General features: G+C 45.2%; 11 protein-coding genes. All 11 read right to left on the bottom strand.

What is annotated here, in order from left to right:
- Positions 1 to 138: 138 nt before the first annotated feature.
- A complete protein-coding gene (gene glgP, locus AC6H3C_RS05875; protein WP_497519749.1) occupies positions 139 to 2,721 on the bottom strand; it encodes an alpha-glucan family phosphorylase in 2,583 nt (860 codons plus the stop codon).
- Positions 2,722 to 2,853: 132 nt separating this feature from the next.
- Positions 2,854 to 4,212: a glycoside hydrolase family 57 protein gene (locus AC6H3C_RS05870; protein ID WP_497519748.1), complete on the bottom strand. Its 1,359-nt coding sequence runs from the start codon at positions 4,210 to 4,212 to the stop codon at positions 2,854 to 2,856.
- Positions 4,213 to 4,226: 14 nt separating this feature from the next.
- Positions 4,227 to 5,519 carry a glycosyltransferase family 4 protein gene (locus tag AC6H3C_RS05865; RefSeq protein ID WP_497519747.1) on the bottom strand — a complete coding sequence of 431 codons (1,293 nt, stop codon included), beginning with the start codon at positions 5,517 to 5,519 and terminating at the stop codon, positions 4,227 to 4,229.
- Positions 5,520 to 5,546: 27 nt separating this feature from the next.
- Positions 5,547 to 7,487 (bottom strand): amylo-alpha-1,6-glucosidase, encoded by a 1,941-nt coding sequence (locus AC6H3C_RS05860; RefSeq protein ID WP_497519745.1) that lies wholly within the window; start codon positions 7,485 to 7,487, stop codon positions 5,547 to 5,549.
- A gap of 265 nt (positions 7,488 to 7,752) precedes the next feature.
- Positions 7,753 to 9,150 (bottom strand): IS1380 family transposase, encoded by a 1,398-nt coding sequence (locus AC6H3C_RS05855; RefSeq protein WP_497515887.1) that lies wholly within the window; start codon positions 9,148 to 9,150, stop codon positions 7,753 to 7,755.
- Between the two features lie 180 nt (positions 9,151 to 9,330).
- On the bottom strand, positions 9,331 to 10,335 hold the full coding sequence (locus AC6H3C_RS05850) for a GSCFA domain-containing protein (RefSeq protein WP_497519744.1): 1,005 nt from the start codon (positions 10,333 to 10,335) through the stop codon (positions 9,331 to 9,333).
- Positions 10,332 to 12,344: an alpha amylase C-terminal domain-containing protein gene (locus AC6H3C_RS05845; RefSeq protein WP_497519743.1), complete on the bottom strand. Its 2,013-nt coding sequence runs from the start codon at positions 12,342 to 12,344 to the stop codon at positions 10,332 to 10,334. Before AC6H3C_RS05845 ends, AC6H3C_RS05850 begins: the two co-directional genes overlap by 4 nt.
- A 450-nt stretch (positions 12,345 to 12,794) precedes the next feature.
- Positions 12,795 to 13,835 (bottom strand): putative sugar O-methyltransferase, encoded by a 1,041-nt coding sequence (locus AC6H3C_RS05840; protein WP_497519742.1) that lies wholly within the window; start codon positions 13,833 to 13,835, stop codon positions 12,795 to 12,797.
- A gap of 233 nt (positions 13,836 to 14,068) precedes the next feature.
- On the bottom strand, positions 14,069 to 14,698 hold the full coding sequence (locus AC6H3C_RS05835) for a hypothetical protein (protein ID WP_497519741.1): 630 nt from the start codon (positions 14,696 to 14,698) through the stop codon (positions 14,069 to 14,071).
- Positions 14,664 to 16,667, bottom strand: a complete 2,004-nt coding sequence (locus AC6H3C_RS05830; RefSeq protein WP_497519740.1) for an RHS repeat-associated core domain-containing protein — start codon at positions 16,665 to 16,667, stop codon at positions 14,664 to 14,666. The genes AC6H3C_RS05835 and AC6H3C_RS05830 overlap by 35 nt, the downstream gene beginning before the upstream one ends.
- Before the next feature lie 787 nt (positions 16,668 to 17,454).
- Entirely contained in the window at positions 17,455 to 19,401 is a 1,947-nt protein-coding gene (locus AC6H3C_RS05825; protein WP_497519738.1) for an RHS repeat-associated core domain-containing protein, read from the bottom strand.
- Positions 19,402 to 19,407 lie beyond the last annotated feature (6 nt).

Below are 19,407 nucleotides of genomic sequence, written 5' to 3'. Positions count from 1 at the left end.
TTTGAAACAGCACAAATTCAGGAGCAGGGCTTTTGAGTGGTAACTGCCAGAAAAGAATGGTTTTAAATACCGGGGAATCCGAAAGTACAGGCATAAAAAAAGCAGCCCGAAAGCTGCTTTGTATTATTGTTATGCTAACTATATCCAGCGCAGGTATTTAAAATCCTGACGGTGTGGCAGTTTCTCATTTTTCGGGTATAAGCGCAACCCGTAGTTATAAGCGCCCGGATCCATCAGATGCAGGTTTAACAGGTAAGTACATTCCGATCCGTTTACCTGGTCGACACGAAATTCGATCGCATTCACAAACTCGTGGTTACCCTCGGGCGATGTTTCGGTGATCACCATTTCCAGGCCGATTTCATCGGGCGAAAGGCCATTCAGGTCAAGCACCACCTTTGCCGGATATTCTTCGCCAATACGCAACACGTTGGCAATGCCATCAGTAATCTGAATTTCTTTCACATCAATGGCATCCCAGACACCGATAATCTTATTTTTCCAGGCAGCCAGCTCGCGCGCCATCGAATAATCATTTTCAGCCAGCTTGGCTTTCCGAGCAGCCTGTGGCTTGTAAAAGCGGTCCTGGTAATCGCGGATCATCCGACTGGTTGTAAAGTTTGGCGCCACCTGGGCGATGGTATTTTTAACCACCGAAACCCAACCTTCGGAAACACCCTTTTCGTTGCGGCTGAAGTACGTCGGGATAATTTCTTCCTCGAAAATATTATAGATGGACTCAGCATCCAGCTCATCCTGAAAGTCCTGCACATCGTAAGCCCGTTCAAGCGGGAGCGCCCAGCCTGCATTTTCCTTATAACCTTCAACCCACCATCCGTCGAGCACCGAGAAATGAATGGTGCCGTTCATGACGCCTTTCTCTCCGCTTGTCCCCGAGGCTTCCAACGGACGGGTCGGTGTGTTTAGCCAGATATCGACCCCCTGAAGCAGCATTTTGGCCAGGTTCATGTCGTAATTTTGAACAAACAGGATCTTCCCAAGAAACTCAGGTCGTCTGGATATTTCGACAATGTATTTAATCAAATCCTGCCCTGCTTTGTCGGCAGGATGCGCCTTGCCTGCAAAAATGAATTGCACCGGGCGATTCGGGTTATTCACAATCCGGGACAGGCGGTCGAGGTTTCGGAACAAAAGGTGAGCCCTTTTATAGGTGGCAAAACGCCGGGCAAAACCGATAGTCAGTGCATTGGGATTGAGCTTGCTCAAAACCTCGTTGATCAGTTTCGGGTTTTCATGCCGTTGGATCCAGGTATCGGCAAAGCGTTGCTTAATGTAATCGATCAGTTTTACCTTCAGCTGTTTTTTCAGGGTCCAGATTTCCTCATCGGGTACTTTGTAAATTTTGTCCCATAAATCAAAATCCAGTTCGTTGTCGATAAAATCAGCCCCAAAATATTTCAGATGAAGTTCTTTCCACTCTTTTGCCGCCCAGGTAGGATAGTGTACCCCGTTCGTCACGTAACCGATATTGAGTTCTTCGGGAAAGAAACCTTCATACAGGTGTTTCAGGATATCTTTGGAAACTTCGCCGTGCAACATACTTACTCCGTTTATTCCCTGCGACAGGTTGGCGGCCAGATAACTCATATTGAAATGATCTTCGTGCCGGGCGGTTTTACCCAGCATCACAAATTCATCCCAATCCATGCTTAGCTGCTTGGGAAACTTGCTCATATAGGTAAAAAACAAATCCTGATGAAAAGAATCGTGACCGGCAGGAACCGGCGTATGTGTGGTAAACAAAGTAGACGCGCGAACAACTTCCTGCGCTTCGGCATAGGTTAGCCTGTCTTCGGCGATATAGTCTTTGATCCGTTCGAGGCCAATCATGGCCGCATGTCCTTCGTTGCAATGGTAAATATCTGACTGGTATCCCAGCTTGCGCAAGGCACGAATACCACCAAGGCCAAGCAACATTTCCTGTTTCAGCCGGTTTTCGTTATCTCCTCCGTAAAGATGGTGAGTCACAAAGCGGTCGTCATCGCGGTTCTCTTCAAAATCGGCATCCAACAAATACAGGCTGACAGCTCCGACTTTGGCTTCCCAAACACGGGCTGCAAGGGCCCGTCCGGGGTATTCAACCTCAATCGTCACCCAGTTTCCGTCCTGATCGAAGGCGGGTTGTACCGGAATTTTCGAGAACTGCTCGGCCTCGTAGTTGGCCAACTGATCGCCCTGCGCCGAAACGGTCTGTTTGAAATAGCCGTACCGGTACAACAGGCCAACAGCCACCAGATTCACTTTCGAGTCACTGGCTTCTTTCAGGTAATCGCCGGCCAAAACGCCCAAACCTCCGGAGAAAATCTTCAGGCTGTCGTGTACTCCGTATTCCATACTGAAATACGCGATTTGCGGACCTGACAAGGCGGAACGAGCGTCCAGGTATTTCTTCAGCCTGGCAAGCACCTCAGTCATCCGGGTCATGAACGATTTATCGTTTTCGAGCTCCAAAAAACGCTGATAGCTCACTTTTTCCAGTAAGACCACCGGGTTATGGGCGCTTTCTTCCCAAATCTCCGGATCAATCTGTTGAAACAATTCCCGGGCTTCGGTATTCCAGACCCACCACAAATTTTTACTTAACTCTTTCAGAGGAGCTAATTTCTCAGGTATGTTTGATTCAACAAACAGTTTTTTCCAATTTGGCATTTCCACAACAAGTTGTTTTATAAACCTGACATCATCTTTTATCCCTTCCATTCACACATCTTTTAGGAGTATAATCCACTTTACGATGGACCACCATTCATTACACAAAGAAGTGCAAAGAAAACAAAAGATCGCGACTCATTGTAAGTTTTACACAAAAACAATGTCAGATTCCGGTTTAACTTAATCCTTTTTAGCAGATTTAGTTACGGTAGTTTTTCGTTTAGCGGCGACAGCAGTCTTTTTCGTATTTTTCGTTTTCAGGCTCACAAGTTCGTTTTCGTATTTTTTCAGTTTTTCATCCTTTTCTTTAAGCAAACTGGTCAGGGCAGCAATCTCTTTTTCAATTTTACTTTCAGGAACAAAACTATTCAGGCGAAGTTCAAAGTCGCTTAAAACATTCATGTAATTTATAAATGCTTCGTACGGACTCTCGAACGGGTTAAAGTGTTTGTGCACTTCTCCATCGGAGAAAAACTTGGTACACATGTAGTAAAAATGGTCGCTCACCTGCAAGTGATTCCAATCTTCGTTCAGCGCCCGATCGTCGACCCGCTCCATCCGGTTTTGCAGTTCATAGAGTTTATTAAATGCTTCCTGCTGCATTTCGTTACCCAACCAGGCTGTCAGGTCGCGCTCCTCATCGGCCCACGAGATGGGATGAGGTACGCTAACGGCCGAGATGGGCTGAAACTGATCGGCGATTTCGGAAGGGGTGGCAAATTGAAAATCGGAATGTTTGAATACCGCGGCCGGAAGCTCTTCCATAAATTTAAAGATTCCGGTCTCGGCACGCTGGTGTTCGCCAAATGTTTCGTAATCCAAAAACAGGTTAATGATTTCATCTTTGGGATTGGTATTCATCCAATCGACAAATTTTTTCGGAGTTAGGGGATATTCGCTCCAGTTTTGGTTTGAAAACCGGAATGACAGGTCGTCGCTCAGCCGGAAATTACGCATCAACACCTTCAACCGGGGATTGATTGCATTACAATACAGGTAATTGGGCGATTTCCAGCCCAAAATATGTTTGGCTCCTTCGGTCAGCATGGCCTTGAAGCCTAAACCGGCGATAGTGGCCCCAATTTCGTCGGAATAAACCATTTCGGTATTTCGGAATACTTTGGGCTGTTGGCCGAAATAACGTTCAATCAGCTCGTCGTGTTTTTTGATCTGTTGAGCAAACAGTTCATTGCATTTGAGTGCAACCAGCGAATGGGCGTATGTTTCTGACAAAAACTCTACCTGTCCGGTTTCGGCCAAAGCCTTGAACGAGTCGAGCACTTCGGGGGCGTACAGTTCAAACTGTTCGAGGGCAATGCCGGTAATTGAAAAACTGACTTTAAATTTTCCTTTATATTTTTTTATCAGCTCAAGCAGGAGCTTATTCGCCGGCAAATAACAATGATCGGCCACTTTTCGCAAAATGGTTTCATTTGTATAATCATCGTAATAATAGTGGTCGTTACCAATATCAAAAAAACGATACCTGCGGAAACGAAAAGGTTGATGTACCTGGAAATTAAAACAAATGGCTCTCATATCGTTCGCATTTTTTACTGGTTAATCAAAGCTTTTAAATAAACATCACGCACATTTTTAGCCGAGTTCTTCCATTGGAGGCTGTCTACTTCGGCTTTTCCGTGTTTCATAAACAAATTCCACATCGAGGGGTAATTTAACAAGCCGTAAATGGCATCGGCCATCGCGTGCGTATCCCAATAGTCGATTTTTACCGCGTATTTCAGAATTTCTGACACGCCCGACTGATTGGAAATAATCACCGGCACATTGGTTTGCATAGCTTCGAGCGGCACGATGCCAAAGGGTTCAGACACCGATGGCATCACGAAAACATCACTCATCCGGAACATATCAAATACGTCGTCGCCTTTCAGAAAGCCGGTAAAGTGAAAACGGTCGGTGATTTTAAGCGTAGCAGCCCGTTTGATCATCGCGTTCATCATATCTCCGCTGCCGGCCATCACGAAACGTACATTTTTCATTTTTTTAAGAACCAGGTTGGCTGCCTCGACAAAATACTCCGGCCCTTTTTGCATGGTAATACGCCCCAAAAAGGTCACAATTTTTTCGTTCACTCCCTTTTTAAGCCTGATCTTTTCTTCCTGGCTGAGCGGTTCAACGGCATTGTATACCGTTGTTACTTTCGCCGAATCAATTCCGTAACGTTCAATCACAATCTTCCGGGTGAGGTTGCTCACGGTGATGATCTGGTCGGCGGCATCCATCCCGCGTTTTTCAATCTCATATACCTGCGGGTTTACGCTTCCGCCGCTGCGGTCGAAATCGGTGGCATGCACATGAATGACCAGGGGCTTGCCCGAAATTTCTTTTGCAGCAATCCCCGCCGGATAGGCTAACCAGTCGTGGGCATGAATCAGGTCGAATTCATTATCGCGGGCAATCACCTCGGCGACCAACGAATATTTATAAATCTCATGCAACAAATCGTTACCATATTTCCCCGAAAACTCCAGTTTGCCTTCTTCATCGGTTTCGATAAACCTGGTTTTTTCCGAATACTTTTTGCTGCTCAGTTTCCAGAATTCTTCCGGATCGACATAAGGCACCATGCCGGATTCAACTTCGTAATATTCGATTTTTCGCTGAAGATCAGTGAAATGAACAACCTTACTGGTTATCGGGACGTTATTTGCCCCGATCAGTTGCATGTTTGATTGATCTTCGTCTCCATAAGCTTTAGGCACGACAAAAATGACCTCCATATCGTTGAATTCTGCCATTCCCCTGGTCAGACCGTAACAGGCTGTCCCCAATCCGCCGGAAATATGGGGCGGAAATTCCCAACCAAACATTAATACTTTCATATACAGCGTTCTATCTCGTTGAACATTCTATTCACCAAAACTCATCAAAATTTTCAAAGCCCTCAACACCGAGCCAATGCTCCAGGCTTGCGAAATAGCGCCTTTTGCGCTATGCGGCGGATTACCGTTATACATTTCTGCAATGGAGCCGATACAATGCTCCGACATATCTTCTTCAAAGCCTTCAACGATGCTCTTCACAAAGGGCAGGCCCCCTTGTTTATGTACTTTCAGGTATCCTTCCACAAAAAACTGGATCAACCAGGGCCAGGCTGTTCCCTGGTGAACGGCCTTTTCGCGAAGAGAAACATTCCCCTTACACATTCCTTCGTAGCGTGGATCCTCGGGAGACAAGCTCCGCAAACCCCGTGGCGTCAGCAGTTGTTTTTTTACGACACTCAGTACTAACTTTTGCCTTTCCCGGTCGAGCGGGCTGTATTCCATCGCCGTGGCAATCACCATATTGGGCCTTACGGTCCAGTCTTTTTCCGTTTCGTTCACCCAGTCGGCCAGATAGCCATGCTCATCAGACCAAAATTCCCGGTTAAACGATTGGGCAACCACCGACGGCCATTGATCCCATTCGGCAATGAAGTCCTTGTCTGATTCAGCATGTGCCAACTCCAGCGCAAAACAGATCGCGTTATACCAAAGGGCGTTTACCTCCACCATGGCGCCTGTCCGTCTCACAACCGGTTTGCCGTCCAGAAAAGAATCCATCCAACTCAAAGCAATCGTCTCCCCGTTACCATAAACCAGACCGTCATCCATCATCCTGATCCCGTAATTGGCTCCGATCTTATATGCCGATAAAATTTGCTTCATGCCCGGGCCATACTTCTCCCAAATGTATTTACTGCTTTTTACTTCGTGTGAAAGCTGCTGGATGACCCAAAAAAACCACAAAGACGTATCAATTGTCGCGTAACTTCCGCCTGCATCGTTTGATTTTGGGAACAAGCCATGTTTCAATCGCCTTAACTGGGTATCTGCCACATCTTCGAATGTTTGCCGGTCATTCAACGCCAAGGTCAAACCAGGCAAAGCAACAAAGGCCTGACGGGTATTTCCGTTATACCACGGAAAGCCGGCAATAATATCCGTTTCTTTTCCCTTCCGCATCACAAACTGCCGGGCTGAATTGGATAAACAATTCAGAAACGAAATCCGGGGAATGCGCTTGTTACATTCTTTCGTAAATTTTGTCTTTAACGAAGCTGGTTTTACCTCAAATGTTGAGGCCGAGAAAACGATACTTTCCCCTTTTTCTATCGGCACTTCAAAATAGCCGGGTACAAACAGGTCTTCCTGATAATCATAGCCCCGTTCCTTCTCTTTCAGATACTCGATGTTTTTGTACCAATCGGGGACCGGAACAAACTCGGCCTCCTTTGAAAATTGCATATGTAAAAACGGGTAACCGTCGTAGATCCTCATCTTTATCCCGTTTTGCACGGGGACATATTTTGTGTTGGCATACATGTTTGCTTTACTTAAAGCATGTACGCTGCGAAACGCCAGAAACGGTTTAAAACGCAATACCGTTGGCGAATGTGCGTCAACAAGCGTGTAGCGGGCCAGTGCCTGTTCTTCATTTTCAACCAGCAAACGTTCTTTGCTCAAAATAACCCCTCCAACCCGCCAGGTTGTTTTAGGCACCATTTCAGCATCAAAGTCGCGGATATATTTATGGCCTTTGGGCTCATAATAATCGCCTTCGTATTTATGGATTCCCAGGTTAAATTCGGCCCCATGCTGAACAACGGTTTCATCAAGTGACGAAAGGAGCACATGTTTTCCACCCAATTCGGGTACAGGGCAAATAAGCAGCCCGTGGTACTTTCGGGTATTACAGCCGGAAATGGTGGTACTGATGTACGAACCAGCCCTGTTCGACCGGAGCACCTCGCGCGAAAGGGAATACTCCAGGTTAACCAAACTACTTTTGTCGAATTTTAAGTAACTCATAAATTCCAGACTTTAGCCTAACCTGAATAATTCATAAACTTTAAAAAGGTGAATATTTGATTTTTTCAGCCGTGGGATTTAATAACCCATATGCTGAAAAGAAAATTTGTTGTCTGCGATTGTTTTCGATTGGTCATTTTAGAGGTTGGCCTGTTTAGTTTTAGACCAAAAATTGTGTGTATTTTCTTCACAGAACATAGGTATTTTATCTTGTGCTTTGCAAGTGCCTGATTAATATGTATTTTTGAATATAGTTGGGTTGTTGCTAACGGCGCAACTGTCCGATTTCGAGGAAGTAATTCTCAAGCAGTTTGGCTTGCGGGCATGAAGCTGGAAATTCCACTTTTATTTTTGTCTTCATTTGTCTAACCTGGGCAGCAATTTTAATGAACCTTTCACGTAATGTCTTCATCGTAACAGCTGCCAACCCCTTTGTTTTTAGCATGTTCTCCTGCAACGAGTGCATCAGCACATAAGCGGCTGAATGCAAGAATAACCTGAACTGATTGGCATAAAAGCTATTGCACGACATCCGGCCTGATTGCAGGTAGTTTTTGTGGTCTTTGATATTGAGTTCCATCCTGCCCCGTCCGCAGTACCCTTGTTCGTAAAGTGCCTTTGTCCGGTATTCCCAAAGGTCGGTTACAATAAAACGAATATTGGATCCTTTGCTTGTCACTTCGATTTTAACAATCACGCGTTGCTGGTTTTCCCAACTACCCGCTTTGTAGCCAAATGAGTGATAACGCTTTATGGGTTTGGCATATCTGGCAAATTCATTTTCGCAACTCTTTACAAGAGTTTCAACACTCGAATTCAATACGCTGTTTCCGGTCAAGCCAGTTATAAAATGGATATTGGGTTGTCCAACGCACCAGTCCATCAACTCTTTGCTGCAAAAGTGGCTGTCGCCCCGAACAATGATCACCGTATTTTTCCACGATTTGCGCAAATGGGCAACAAGCCTTTTGAGTATCCCAAAAACATTGGCACTTTTGCTGCGCCTGCCTGGTTTGAGTATGGTGGTAATCAGTTTTCCCGACAAGCCTTCATAAATGTGAAGGGGCATGTAGCAATACTCTCCGTAATAGTTATTGAACAGGGTTAACTGCTGCCCCCCGTGGGTATCAATGTTGGTGTCATCGCAATCGATAATAATCACAGGAGGTTCCGAAGGGTAGGATTCAATAAACTTATTGGCAAAGGCATACGCGATGTTGTACAGTTCACTGGCTCTTGGGGTGTTCTCAAAACGGGTCATAGTTGATTGAGATGCCAAGGCATTCCCTGTCATGGGCAAACGTCCAACACTCATTTTCAGGATCGTGTCATCGCGCAAGGTATTGCAATCATTGGCATCTTCATATCCAGCAACAATCTGATATACCCGCTGTGCAGCAATCTCTTCCAAAGAGTGGTCAACATAGCTTTGATGCCGGGTGTCCTCAATACAAGTAACCAGCGACTTGATGATGCCAATCCGGCTCTCGATATCTTTGACCAACAGCAAACCACCATCTGAAGAAATCTCAGATGCAGTAAAACTTACCTCAATACGCTTATTGTCAATTGGTTGTAAATCGAAGAGTTTTCCCTGGCAAATTGCAACGTCTGTTTGCTTGTCCAGAGTTTTTTCGGTAATTTTATTTTCTGAAGAGCTCATGGAAATACGGTTGTAAGACGCTGTAAGATAGTAATTTATCTTTAATTTTCGTGAGCTTTTCTTCGTTTTTGTGAATTATTCAGGCTAAAATCAACTTTGAAAAAAAGGATCAGGATTGATTTAAGATAGGTTTTATTCCAACAAAAATAATGAAACTATTCTCATTTGTTTTCGCCCTTCTTATTGACTCCCATCCAATTCCTTTTCAAAGTGTCTTTTTTCATTTTCTAAGTTAAGATAAGGGAAATTAATTGTTAATTTCCCGATTTCCTCTAAGTTATACAACAGAAACTTCCTGTACTCTTCGGAACGCGGATTGAATACTTTGTGTTCAGATGCCTTGACAATTTTCAGGACATCTTTTGCCAGTCTGAGACTCTCATCGGAGATCATCACCCGGCTGAATTTGTCCCAAATGTGATCGACTGCCACCTGACTGATATGCACTAAATCCGGGGCATAGAAGCGGTAATCGCGCAACTCGTCCATCATAATTTCATACGAGGGGAAATACGCGCAGCGGTCTGGCCCGAAGCCGATAACCAGCCTGTCGACCGCCAGCAAAAGACTTGCTTTACTTAATTGATTACCAACTGCCCCATCCTTCCAATGACGAACCGGGCTCACCGAGAACAGGATTTTTAAATCACTGTTAAATTTCCAAAGATCTGAAAGTAAATCGCGAAATTCATCGACAATCTCTCCGGGAGAGAGGCGAAATCGTTTAAAATCGGAAGCAGGGAACTTATGGCAGTTGGACACCACCTCGCCGGTTTCCTTCAACTCATAGACCCAGGCTGTACCAAAGGTGATGATTAAATACGCGGCTTCGTGTAAGAACTCACGGGAAACCTGCATCTGCCGGTTGATTTTATCGAGCGTTTCGCCCGACGATACCGACGAAAAACGCCCGTGATGGTCAAAGCTTCCCCAAATGCCGTTGTGCTCAAATAAATCTTCCTCCCGGTAAACTTTTCCTTCCAACAGCCGGCGGATACTTTTGCTCACCGACAGCGGATTGTACACGATGCCAAAGGGGTTCAGGCCGACCTGAAACCTGAGCCGCTGCAATTTTTCGCCGATGTTCTCGGCAAAACACGATCCGATCAGCATCAGTTTATCGCGGTAACTCATACGCCAGCCAAAATCGTCAATGTGTACTTCCGTGAAATACCGGTCCATCATCTCACACGTTTAAACGGTTCTCTTTTCAACACCATAGCAGTCCGGGCAGGCAAATACAGGTTCAGGTAATGCTGACTGCTTAAACCTGCCGCGGGGCGGGTATAATAGGTCATATCCCGGGCAATGCGGTCTTGTCCGCCAAAGCGGCTTTCATCCGTATCAAATAAAACCCGGTACTTTGACGGTTCCATCGGAATGCCGTAACCGGTAAACGATTGTACCGGATTAAAATTAAATACCAGCAGGTAATCGCCCCGGCTGAAAGCCAGAATCTGGTCTTCTTTATTATCGAAATAACGGTACACGTCCGGTATGTCGAGCAGGCGGGTTTGACGAATCCACTGCATCATCTCCCGGTCAAAGTCGGCAAGCCAGTGAAACCGCAGCTCCGGATTGTCGGCAAGGCTCCAGATACGCCGCGCATGTTTATACGACCAGTTGTTTCCCAGCCTCGGGAAATCGATCCATTCGGGATGCCCAAACTCGTTTCCCATAAAATTGAGGTAAGCTCCGCCGGCGCTTGCGGCTGTTGCCAGCCTGATCATTTTATGCAGGGCGATGCCCCGGTCGACAAGCAGGTTCGGCTGGTCTTTCCTCATGCTGAAATACATTTCCTTATCAATCAGCCTGAAAATAATGGTTTTATCTCCGACCAGCGCCTGATCGTGCGACTCGGCATAGCTGACAACCTTTTCATCCATCCGTTTGGATGTGAGTTCGTAAAAGATGTGCCCAACATCCCATTGTTCGTCAGGCAATTCCTTGATCAGTTTGATCCAGAAATCCGGAACTCCCATCGCCATACGGTAATCAAAGCCCAGCCCGCCTTCGCCCTGCGAAGTGGCCAGTCCGGGCATTCCGCTCACTTCTTCGGCAATCGAAAGCGCATTCGGATTAATTTCGTGAATGAGTTTATTGGCCAGGTACAAATAAGCCACCGCATCCGCATCCACGTTGGGGGTGAAATAATCTTCGTAGGCGGTGAATGCTTTTCCCAGACCATGATCAAAATACAACATACTGGTTACCCCGTCGAAGCGGAAGCCGTCGAATTTAAATTCTTCGAGCCAGTAACGGATATTGGACAACAGGAAGTGCAGCACTTCGTTTTTACCGTAGTTAAAACAATAGGAATCCCACGCGGGATGTTCACCCTTTGCCCCTTCGTGGAAAAACTGGTAACGGGTGCCATCGTAGTTGCCGAGTCCTTCAGTTTCGTTCTTCACGGCGTGCGAATGCACCAGATCCATAATGACAGCCAATCCCAGCTGATGCGCGGTATCGATCAGCGCTTTCAATTCATCGGGTGTCCCAAAACGGGATGATGGTGCAAAAAAGCCGGACACATGGTAACCAAAACTTCCGTAGTACGGATGTTCCGGGATAGCCATGATCTGTACGGTATTATAACCGGCGGCTTTGATCCGGGGTAAAATATGTTCCCTGAATTCGTTATAGGTATGAACGCGTTCGTCTTCGCCGGCCATCCCGACATGACTTTCGTAGACCAGGGGGGCCTCATCGCGGCGGTTAAAAGCAGGATATTGCCATTGATACGCGTCGGAAGGAGCCCAAACCTGGGCATTGAAAATCAAGGTTTCGCTGTCCTGTACCACCCGGTTGGCCCAGGCGGGGATCCGTTTTCCACTGCCACCGGGCCAGTGCATCGAAAACGCATATAAATCGCCGTGTTTCAACTGATCGTAGCCGAGGTGCAACTCCCAGCTCCCGTTTCCGAGCTGATTCAGACGATAAGCGTACTGTTCTTCCCACCCGTTAAAATCGCCAATAAGGTAGATTGCATCGGCATTTGGCGCCCAGTCGCGAATCACCCAGCCATTTTCGGTTTCGTGTAAACCAAACCACAGGTGACCGCCGGCAAAACCGGACAAACTGCCTCCCCCGGTCAATTCATGTTCTTTGCTTCGGGCCGTTTCATTCCGGGCAATAATCACCAGGGCAAAGGGTTCGAGCCAGGGATCGTTCTGAACAAGTTTCGGGATTTCCATAGCGAAAGCTTTTCCCTAAAGATAGGGATTTCCCCTTATGTTTCCCATGAACGAAACAATATTTACAGGTTACGATTCAATGTCGTTTAACATTGCAAACTTTTGCTTTTTCAAAGCTGGGATGGGACTCGGAGCATGGGCAGAGAGCAAAGGGGAATTACCGGTTAACGAAGACGGGAGACCGGAGACCGGAGAAAGTAGCAGTATTCAGTCGCGGCTTTACTTGCGAGTAACGAGCCACAAGCTCCAAGCCCCAAGTGTTTACTCCGGCGCAGACGGATTCAAGTTCCAAGTAGTCAATGCTCCATGCCCCACGCCCCAAGCTGCAATGACCAATTATCCAATGACTAATGACCAAAGACCAAACAAATCTTCAGTGAATACTGACCCCTGTTACAGATCACTGTTCACCGATTGTCCCACCCCGGGCTGAAATATGAGTCGGGCAGGTTACCCTTCGTTCATTTTTTTCCAGACCGCCTGAAAATACCCGCCGCTATGAGACATCCTGCGATGTGCATCAAAAGCATCAGATACGTTTACCAACTTGTAACCGTTCAACATTGTATCATAATCATTAAAACTAATTGGAGTTACAACGCCTTTTGTTTTCGAACTCTCCTTGCCGTTTCGGGCTTGTAAGAGGTAAATAAAATGGCAGGAGCCCAACACATAACTCAGGTAGTTTTTTACCAGATCCGGTTCCATTTCACCAAAGCTTGCCGCGTTCCAGAAAATATCGAACCTGGTTTTTTTGAGCAGCGGAAATTTCCAGTTGCCCAGCATATGTACTTTCCCTTTTTCCAGTTTGCCCAGATCTGTCCAGCCTAAGGTCTCCGACGATTTTACCACGGCCTCTTCTCCCAGGGCTTCCGAAAGGTATCGCTCGCACAGAAAGAGGGTATAGGGCAAATCAAAACAGACAATGGTCAAATCGGGAAAAACTTTTTTCAGCACCTCAACCTGAAAGCCGGAACCCGAACCTAACTCCACGATTGTTTCTGTACCGGTCATCTTCAGATACCTTTGGGCAAAACAGAGCCTGATGTAAAAATTCAGGAACTGCATCGTGTATTTCTTATCCTTTATTTCAAACAGATCCGATGGATTTCCAAAAACGCTGGCCTCTATTTCTGAAATAGATTTCAGATTGGCAAGTTCACCCTGGATTAAACAGTTCTGATAGGCCATCTCCCGGATATCGCTTAACGACATCGAATAGGGCAAAGTTGCCCGGTTCGTAATAAAAAGCCTGCGAATCAGCTTTTTTAAAAACTTTACATGAAAAGGCATATTCGGATGATAGGTATAAACCGACTCGCTGAAGCCAAATGTGCCAAAAATCGGGTAATCGCCGCTTCTTAACCGGCTAAAATCGGCGACCTCAATTTGATGTATGATTTTTTCTTCGTATGCTTTCCAGTACCGCCCGGCCTGAAATATGGCAGGAGATTTATCGTACTCATCTAAAAGTGTTCTTAATGATTGCATGCTCTTTTTCTGTTTAGGTTCTAAGTTTTATTTCAGTCGTATTTTTTCATTTCTTATTTGTGCCCTACTGCCGATTTCTAAAGAAGCCATCCGGCAGTTGCCGGACAACTTCTTCGGCTTGTTAAATTAATTTCTCACATATTGTCGTTACAAACAGCTTGTCCCGATAGCAATCGGGAGCCACCAGCTAACCCCTCGTCACCGCTGATGCTAAGACGAGAAGGGGGAGGTGGTTATTGCCAAAAATGTATTCTTTTTGCTATACTATCTATTCGTAAAGAATCAGACTTGGAAATTGATTTCAATTCAGGAAGATCTGGTAAATTGTTACCACGTACCTTATCCAAAGAATCTCTTTTGAGAAAATAGTAATTTGATTGTTCTACGCTATATTGACCTTGTAAACTTTGCCAATAATATTTACCAACTGTAAATTCTTTTTCTCGAGCTTTTTCTTTATTCCATTTACAGTAATATAAAGTGTCCGCACAATTTTCAAAGCCAATTGAATAAATTGTATCTCCAATTGAATAGTTTTTCGAAAAGAAGTTGAAATAATATTTATCAGAAAAAAAACACCTATTCCCTTTATGAAAATAAATAAAGCTTAATTCCATGATTGTATCTTTTTCACTTCTTAAGATATGGAAAGTTGTTGAATTATTATTTTTATCATAATCAACAATATTCCAATCACCAACATGAATAGCCGGGCAAAATGTTCCAATTTTACCCAAATGAAATTCAAGTTCAGGTTTTAATTCTGAATATCTTTCCTGAGAACATGCATTTATGGCTAAATACACTAAAAACGTAAAAGCTATGCTTTTATTTCCCAAATATTTTCTTACGATAAATATCATATGTGTTTTTATTATATGTTTCTATTGAAATTAAACTTTTTGGATAATTAGCATTACCATACATGTTACCACCTAAAAATATGGAGTACCGTTCAATTGCTGGCTGAGGATAATCCCATACATAATTAATAAAAGCTTCGTTCTGAAGAATTTTATATGGATCAGACATACTAAATAGTACTCCATTGCCAAAATCAATTTTATATTTCCCAAATGAAGTGGATTTATCTCCAGGTTTTATAGTATTTACATCTACTACATCATAGATTGTATAATAATTACTAGAATTTGGGTCTTCTAACTCTTCATTGATAAATTTGAACCATTCTACTAATTTATCTAAGGCATCAGCGCTATGAACATCTACTTTTTTTGGTTTGTGTACCATATGATTAAACAACATCGTATACGCCCCCGTTACCGCGCCATTAGCAAATTTGCCGCCGCCGAGTTGGGAGGCTGTACCTCCAACTACAGCTGCCGTAACCAACTGCCCGGCATTGGTTTGGAACACGCCCCATTTGGCGGCCTGCATCCCCGAACCGGCCATCGAGGCAAACGCCCCAGCAAAGAACCCGTGTTTAAACTGACCACCCTGCGCCACGCTGGTCAGTCCGCCAAGCGAACCATGTGCCAGGCTTCGGGCCAGTTCTTTCTGGAAAGTACCCAATCCCTGGGCTGCCGTGCCAATCAGGTGGGCCCCGCCTGCGGCGATACCTCCAATCACGCCTCCAATCACTCCCGCTTTAAACGCGTCGCCCACATTACCTCCATTCAGTAAGGTGCCTGTAAAACCACCGGCAAAACCGCCGGCCGCGCCGCTCAGGATGGCATGTCCCAGGGCAATGGTTCCTGTTCCGGCGGTAACAACTGTTACCGTGATGGCTACCAACCCGGCTACCAGCGATTTCCAGTTCCGGCTAAACCAAGAGTACCCGCTTGGGTCGATCAAAGATAGCGGATTATTCATACAATAGCTATACCGGTTTAAGCCCTGCGTGTAATCCGGCGCCTGCATAAAGGGGTCGGGGCTGAGAAAGCGCCCCACCAAAGGATCGTAGATGCGTCCGTTCATATTCACCAGGGCGGCAATATCAATATGCTCATGCCCGGTAAAGCCCCTGAGTGTTTGATAAGTGCCAGCCTGGGCCAATGGTTGCCAGGTGTTGGGGTCGCGACGGCGTCCCCAGGCATCGAAGCTGTACTCGGTTATAGCGCTGCCTGTTTTCAGGTGGGTAATCGTTCCCAAATGGTCGCGGAAAATGTTGTACACCGTCCAGCTACCGGTTCCCGTTTTTTTGGCCACCGCAATGGCCGTGTAGGCGTCGCCGCCAATCCAGATGTAATTGGTAATGGTTCCCCCAACATCTTCGCGTTCGCAACTGCTGCCAAAGTACCAGCGGGTTTTAGTGGTAACACCGCTTGTTTTCAAGGTCATGCGGATGCGCTGGCGGTCGGCATTGTACTCAAATTCGGCGGTTTTGTCGCCTTCGGTAATCTTTTTTACTTTTTCGAACGAGTAATATTCAATCTCCTGGTAGGTTTCAGGTATGTTTTGCGCACCGGATATTTCTTTTACCGCGTAGCCGTCGTACAACGTATAATTGCCGGCATCGCTTTTTGAATAAATATTACCGTTGTTGTTGGTTGTGTAGCTTATGTCCAGGTCTTCCGGCCCTGTTACCGAAGCCAACCGGTCCAGCTTATTGGAATCGTACCCGAAACTTTCGGTTTTATTTTTCAAAAAGTTGGTACGCCAGTTCAGGTTCCCGGTGTTCACATCAAACGAATAGTCGTAACGTTGTACTCCCGTGGCCGCAATTTGCGAGAGCATGTTGTTGCTGTCGTAGCCCCAACTGGTAGCTGTGGCGCCGACATTCGCGTTGGTGATATGTCCGTATGCATCCATGTTCGTTAATTGCCAGACAGTTGTGGTAACCCCGCCCGCTGTAAATTGTATCCGGTACAAATAACCGCTGTTGGTGTCATAATTGTACTGTTCATATTCCGTAGTCCCGTTAAAATATTTCCGCGACAGGCGGCCTTTGAAAGTCTAAAAGAAGCCACCCGCGTTTTTTTTGTCGGGTAGCTTCTTTGGTTATTAAATTAATTTCTCATATTTGTTGCTATAAATAACCACCTACCCTTCGTCACCAATAGCTCTAAGACGATGGGCAGCAGATGTTTTCCAGGCTTTGTTAGCTTATTAATAATATTTATGCGTTACATTGAGACTACACTAATTGCTTTATTCTTTTTAATGTTCGTCTTAAAAGAAATAACTTTCTCCTTTGCAGGAATAGGATTTAGCTTATTAGCAGGACTTTTAGCTTTGTTCTACTTAACATCTAAATTCCATATTTTTAGAAATAAAGAATTCAATGTAGGCATAACTCTAATTTCCAGCATTATTCTTTTCATTTCCGTTATATCGTTATTATTATTTCTAAACAACTGGATTGAATCAATAAAGCCTTTACTTACACTACTTATTATTCAAATCTTGTGGTTTGTATACTTAATCTTTAAGAAAAAACCATTCAAGAAGGAGTTGTCCATAAGAATTGGGATTACAGCATTCATTTTTTCTCTTTTTGTTTCGTATGTTTATTTTGCATCTTACTTAGGGAATGATATATTTTTGTGAAAAATTTTATTATCAAAACCCCAGAAAACTTTACAATAACGCGAACAATAAATACTCCTGCAAATCCTGCTAAAAATATGCATATAACTTCCAATGATGACATATTAAGCTAATAATTTGGTATCTTATCCAGACCTTTTCCTACTCCATAACCAATTCCTCCGGTAATTGCTTGGTCAATTAGAAAATCTAATGCTTTATAGCCTGTTTTTGAAAACTCCATTGGGAAAAGTAATATCCCTAATGTGCCATTCACTATTCTCTTGCCATTACTCCAGCTTACATTGCTTTGTTCTATCGCTTCTCGGGTAAATCCATTTTCAAATGTAAAGCCATAAGCATATGCCGGATCATGCTTGCCAGGAAACCATCTTCCTTCTCCTACGTGTGCAGCTCCATTGTATTTCCAGTCAAGTTTCATATTTCGAAAACCTCCAGATAAGGCTGCACCTAAACCCGTCACAGTATATGTCAAACCATCAATTGTGGATTCAGAATAATTGATGAACTCGTTAAATACTCTTTCGTTAAAAGAGTTACCCCCACTTGAAGCCGCCTGAGCAATTGCCAAATCCACTTTTTGTTCCGGTGTTACAGGGGGATTGCCATCACCGCTTAACCAACCATCTAAAGCATTTGCTGTGATATAGACTCCACCTCCGGCAATGGTGGCATAACCCAATCCTTCAAAGGCAAGTCCGGCGCCTTCGCCAAAACTAAAATTGGCAAAAGCAACGCCTATTTTGTCAAACGATACCCCGATATTTATACCAACCTGCGTCCCCCCGGACAATACACCGCCCGGGCCAAACATCCATTGCGCACCAAGACCACCAGCCAAACCGCCGCCAATAATCCCGAAGTATGTCCCAGGATCTCCGTAATCCCACTTTCCGGGATTCCATTGCCAGCCGTTGCTGGCTGAGCCTCCAACATAGGCACCAATGACTGCGCCTATAATAAAAAACAGTGGGTTTTCACCATTTGGATCAGTATATATCAATGGATTATTTAGGGCATAAGAGTATCGGTTGAACCCTTGGGTGTAGTCCCCTCCGCCGACAAACGGGTCAGGACTCAGGAATCTTCCAACCACCGGGTCATACATTCGCCCGTTCATGTTGTACAGGTTAAAGTCAGCCAGGTATTCATGCGCCGTAAAACCACGGTCGGCAAACAGGGCCGGTTCGCCGGTGAGGGTATAGGTCCAGTCGTCTTTATCCCTGCGCCGGCCCCAGGCATCAAAGCTGTATTCATCAACCACGCCGGTGCTTACGTTCTTCAGGTGTGTAATGGTACCTAAATGGTCGCGGAAAATGTTGTACACCGTCCAGCTACCGGTTCCCGTTTTTTTGGCCACCGCAATGGCCGTGTAGGCATCGCCGCCAATCCAGATGTAATTGGTAATGGTTCCCCCAACATCTTCGCGTTCGCAACTGCTGCCAAAGTACCAGCGGGTTTTAGTGGTAACACCGCTTGTTTTCAAGGTCATGCGGATGCGCTGCCGGTCGGCATTGTACTCAAAATCGGCGGTTTTATCGCCTTCGGTAATCTTTTTTACTTTTTCGAACGAGTAATATTCAATCTCCTGGTAAGTTTCCGGTATGTTTTGCGCGTCGGATATTTCTTTTACCGCGTAGCCGTCGTACAAGGTATAATTGCCGGCATCGCTTTTTGAATAAATATTACCGTTGTTGTTGGTTGTGTAGCTTATGTCCAGGTCTTCCGGCCCTGTTACCGAAGCCAACCGGTCCAGCTTATCGGAATCGTACCCGAAACTTTCGGTTTTATTTTTCAAAAAGTTGGTCCGTGAGTTCAGATTTCCCGTATTCACATTGAACGAATAATCGTACTGCTGCACTCCCGTTGCCGCGATCTGAGAGAGCATATTATTAGCGTCATAGGTCCACGTTCCCGCGGCTGCGCCAATGCTTGCCTGCCTGATGCGCCCGTAATCGTCCATATTGGTTAACTGCCAAACCGTTGTCCCGTCAAACTGGATTCGGGAAAGATAACCACTGTTGTTTTTGGCATCATCATATCCATTTTTACACACTGACAC

Source organism: Gaoshiqia sp. US2, assembly GCF_059705485.1.
This window is presented reverse-complemented; position numbering and strand designations above follow the sequence as displayed.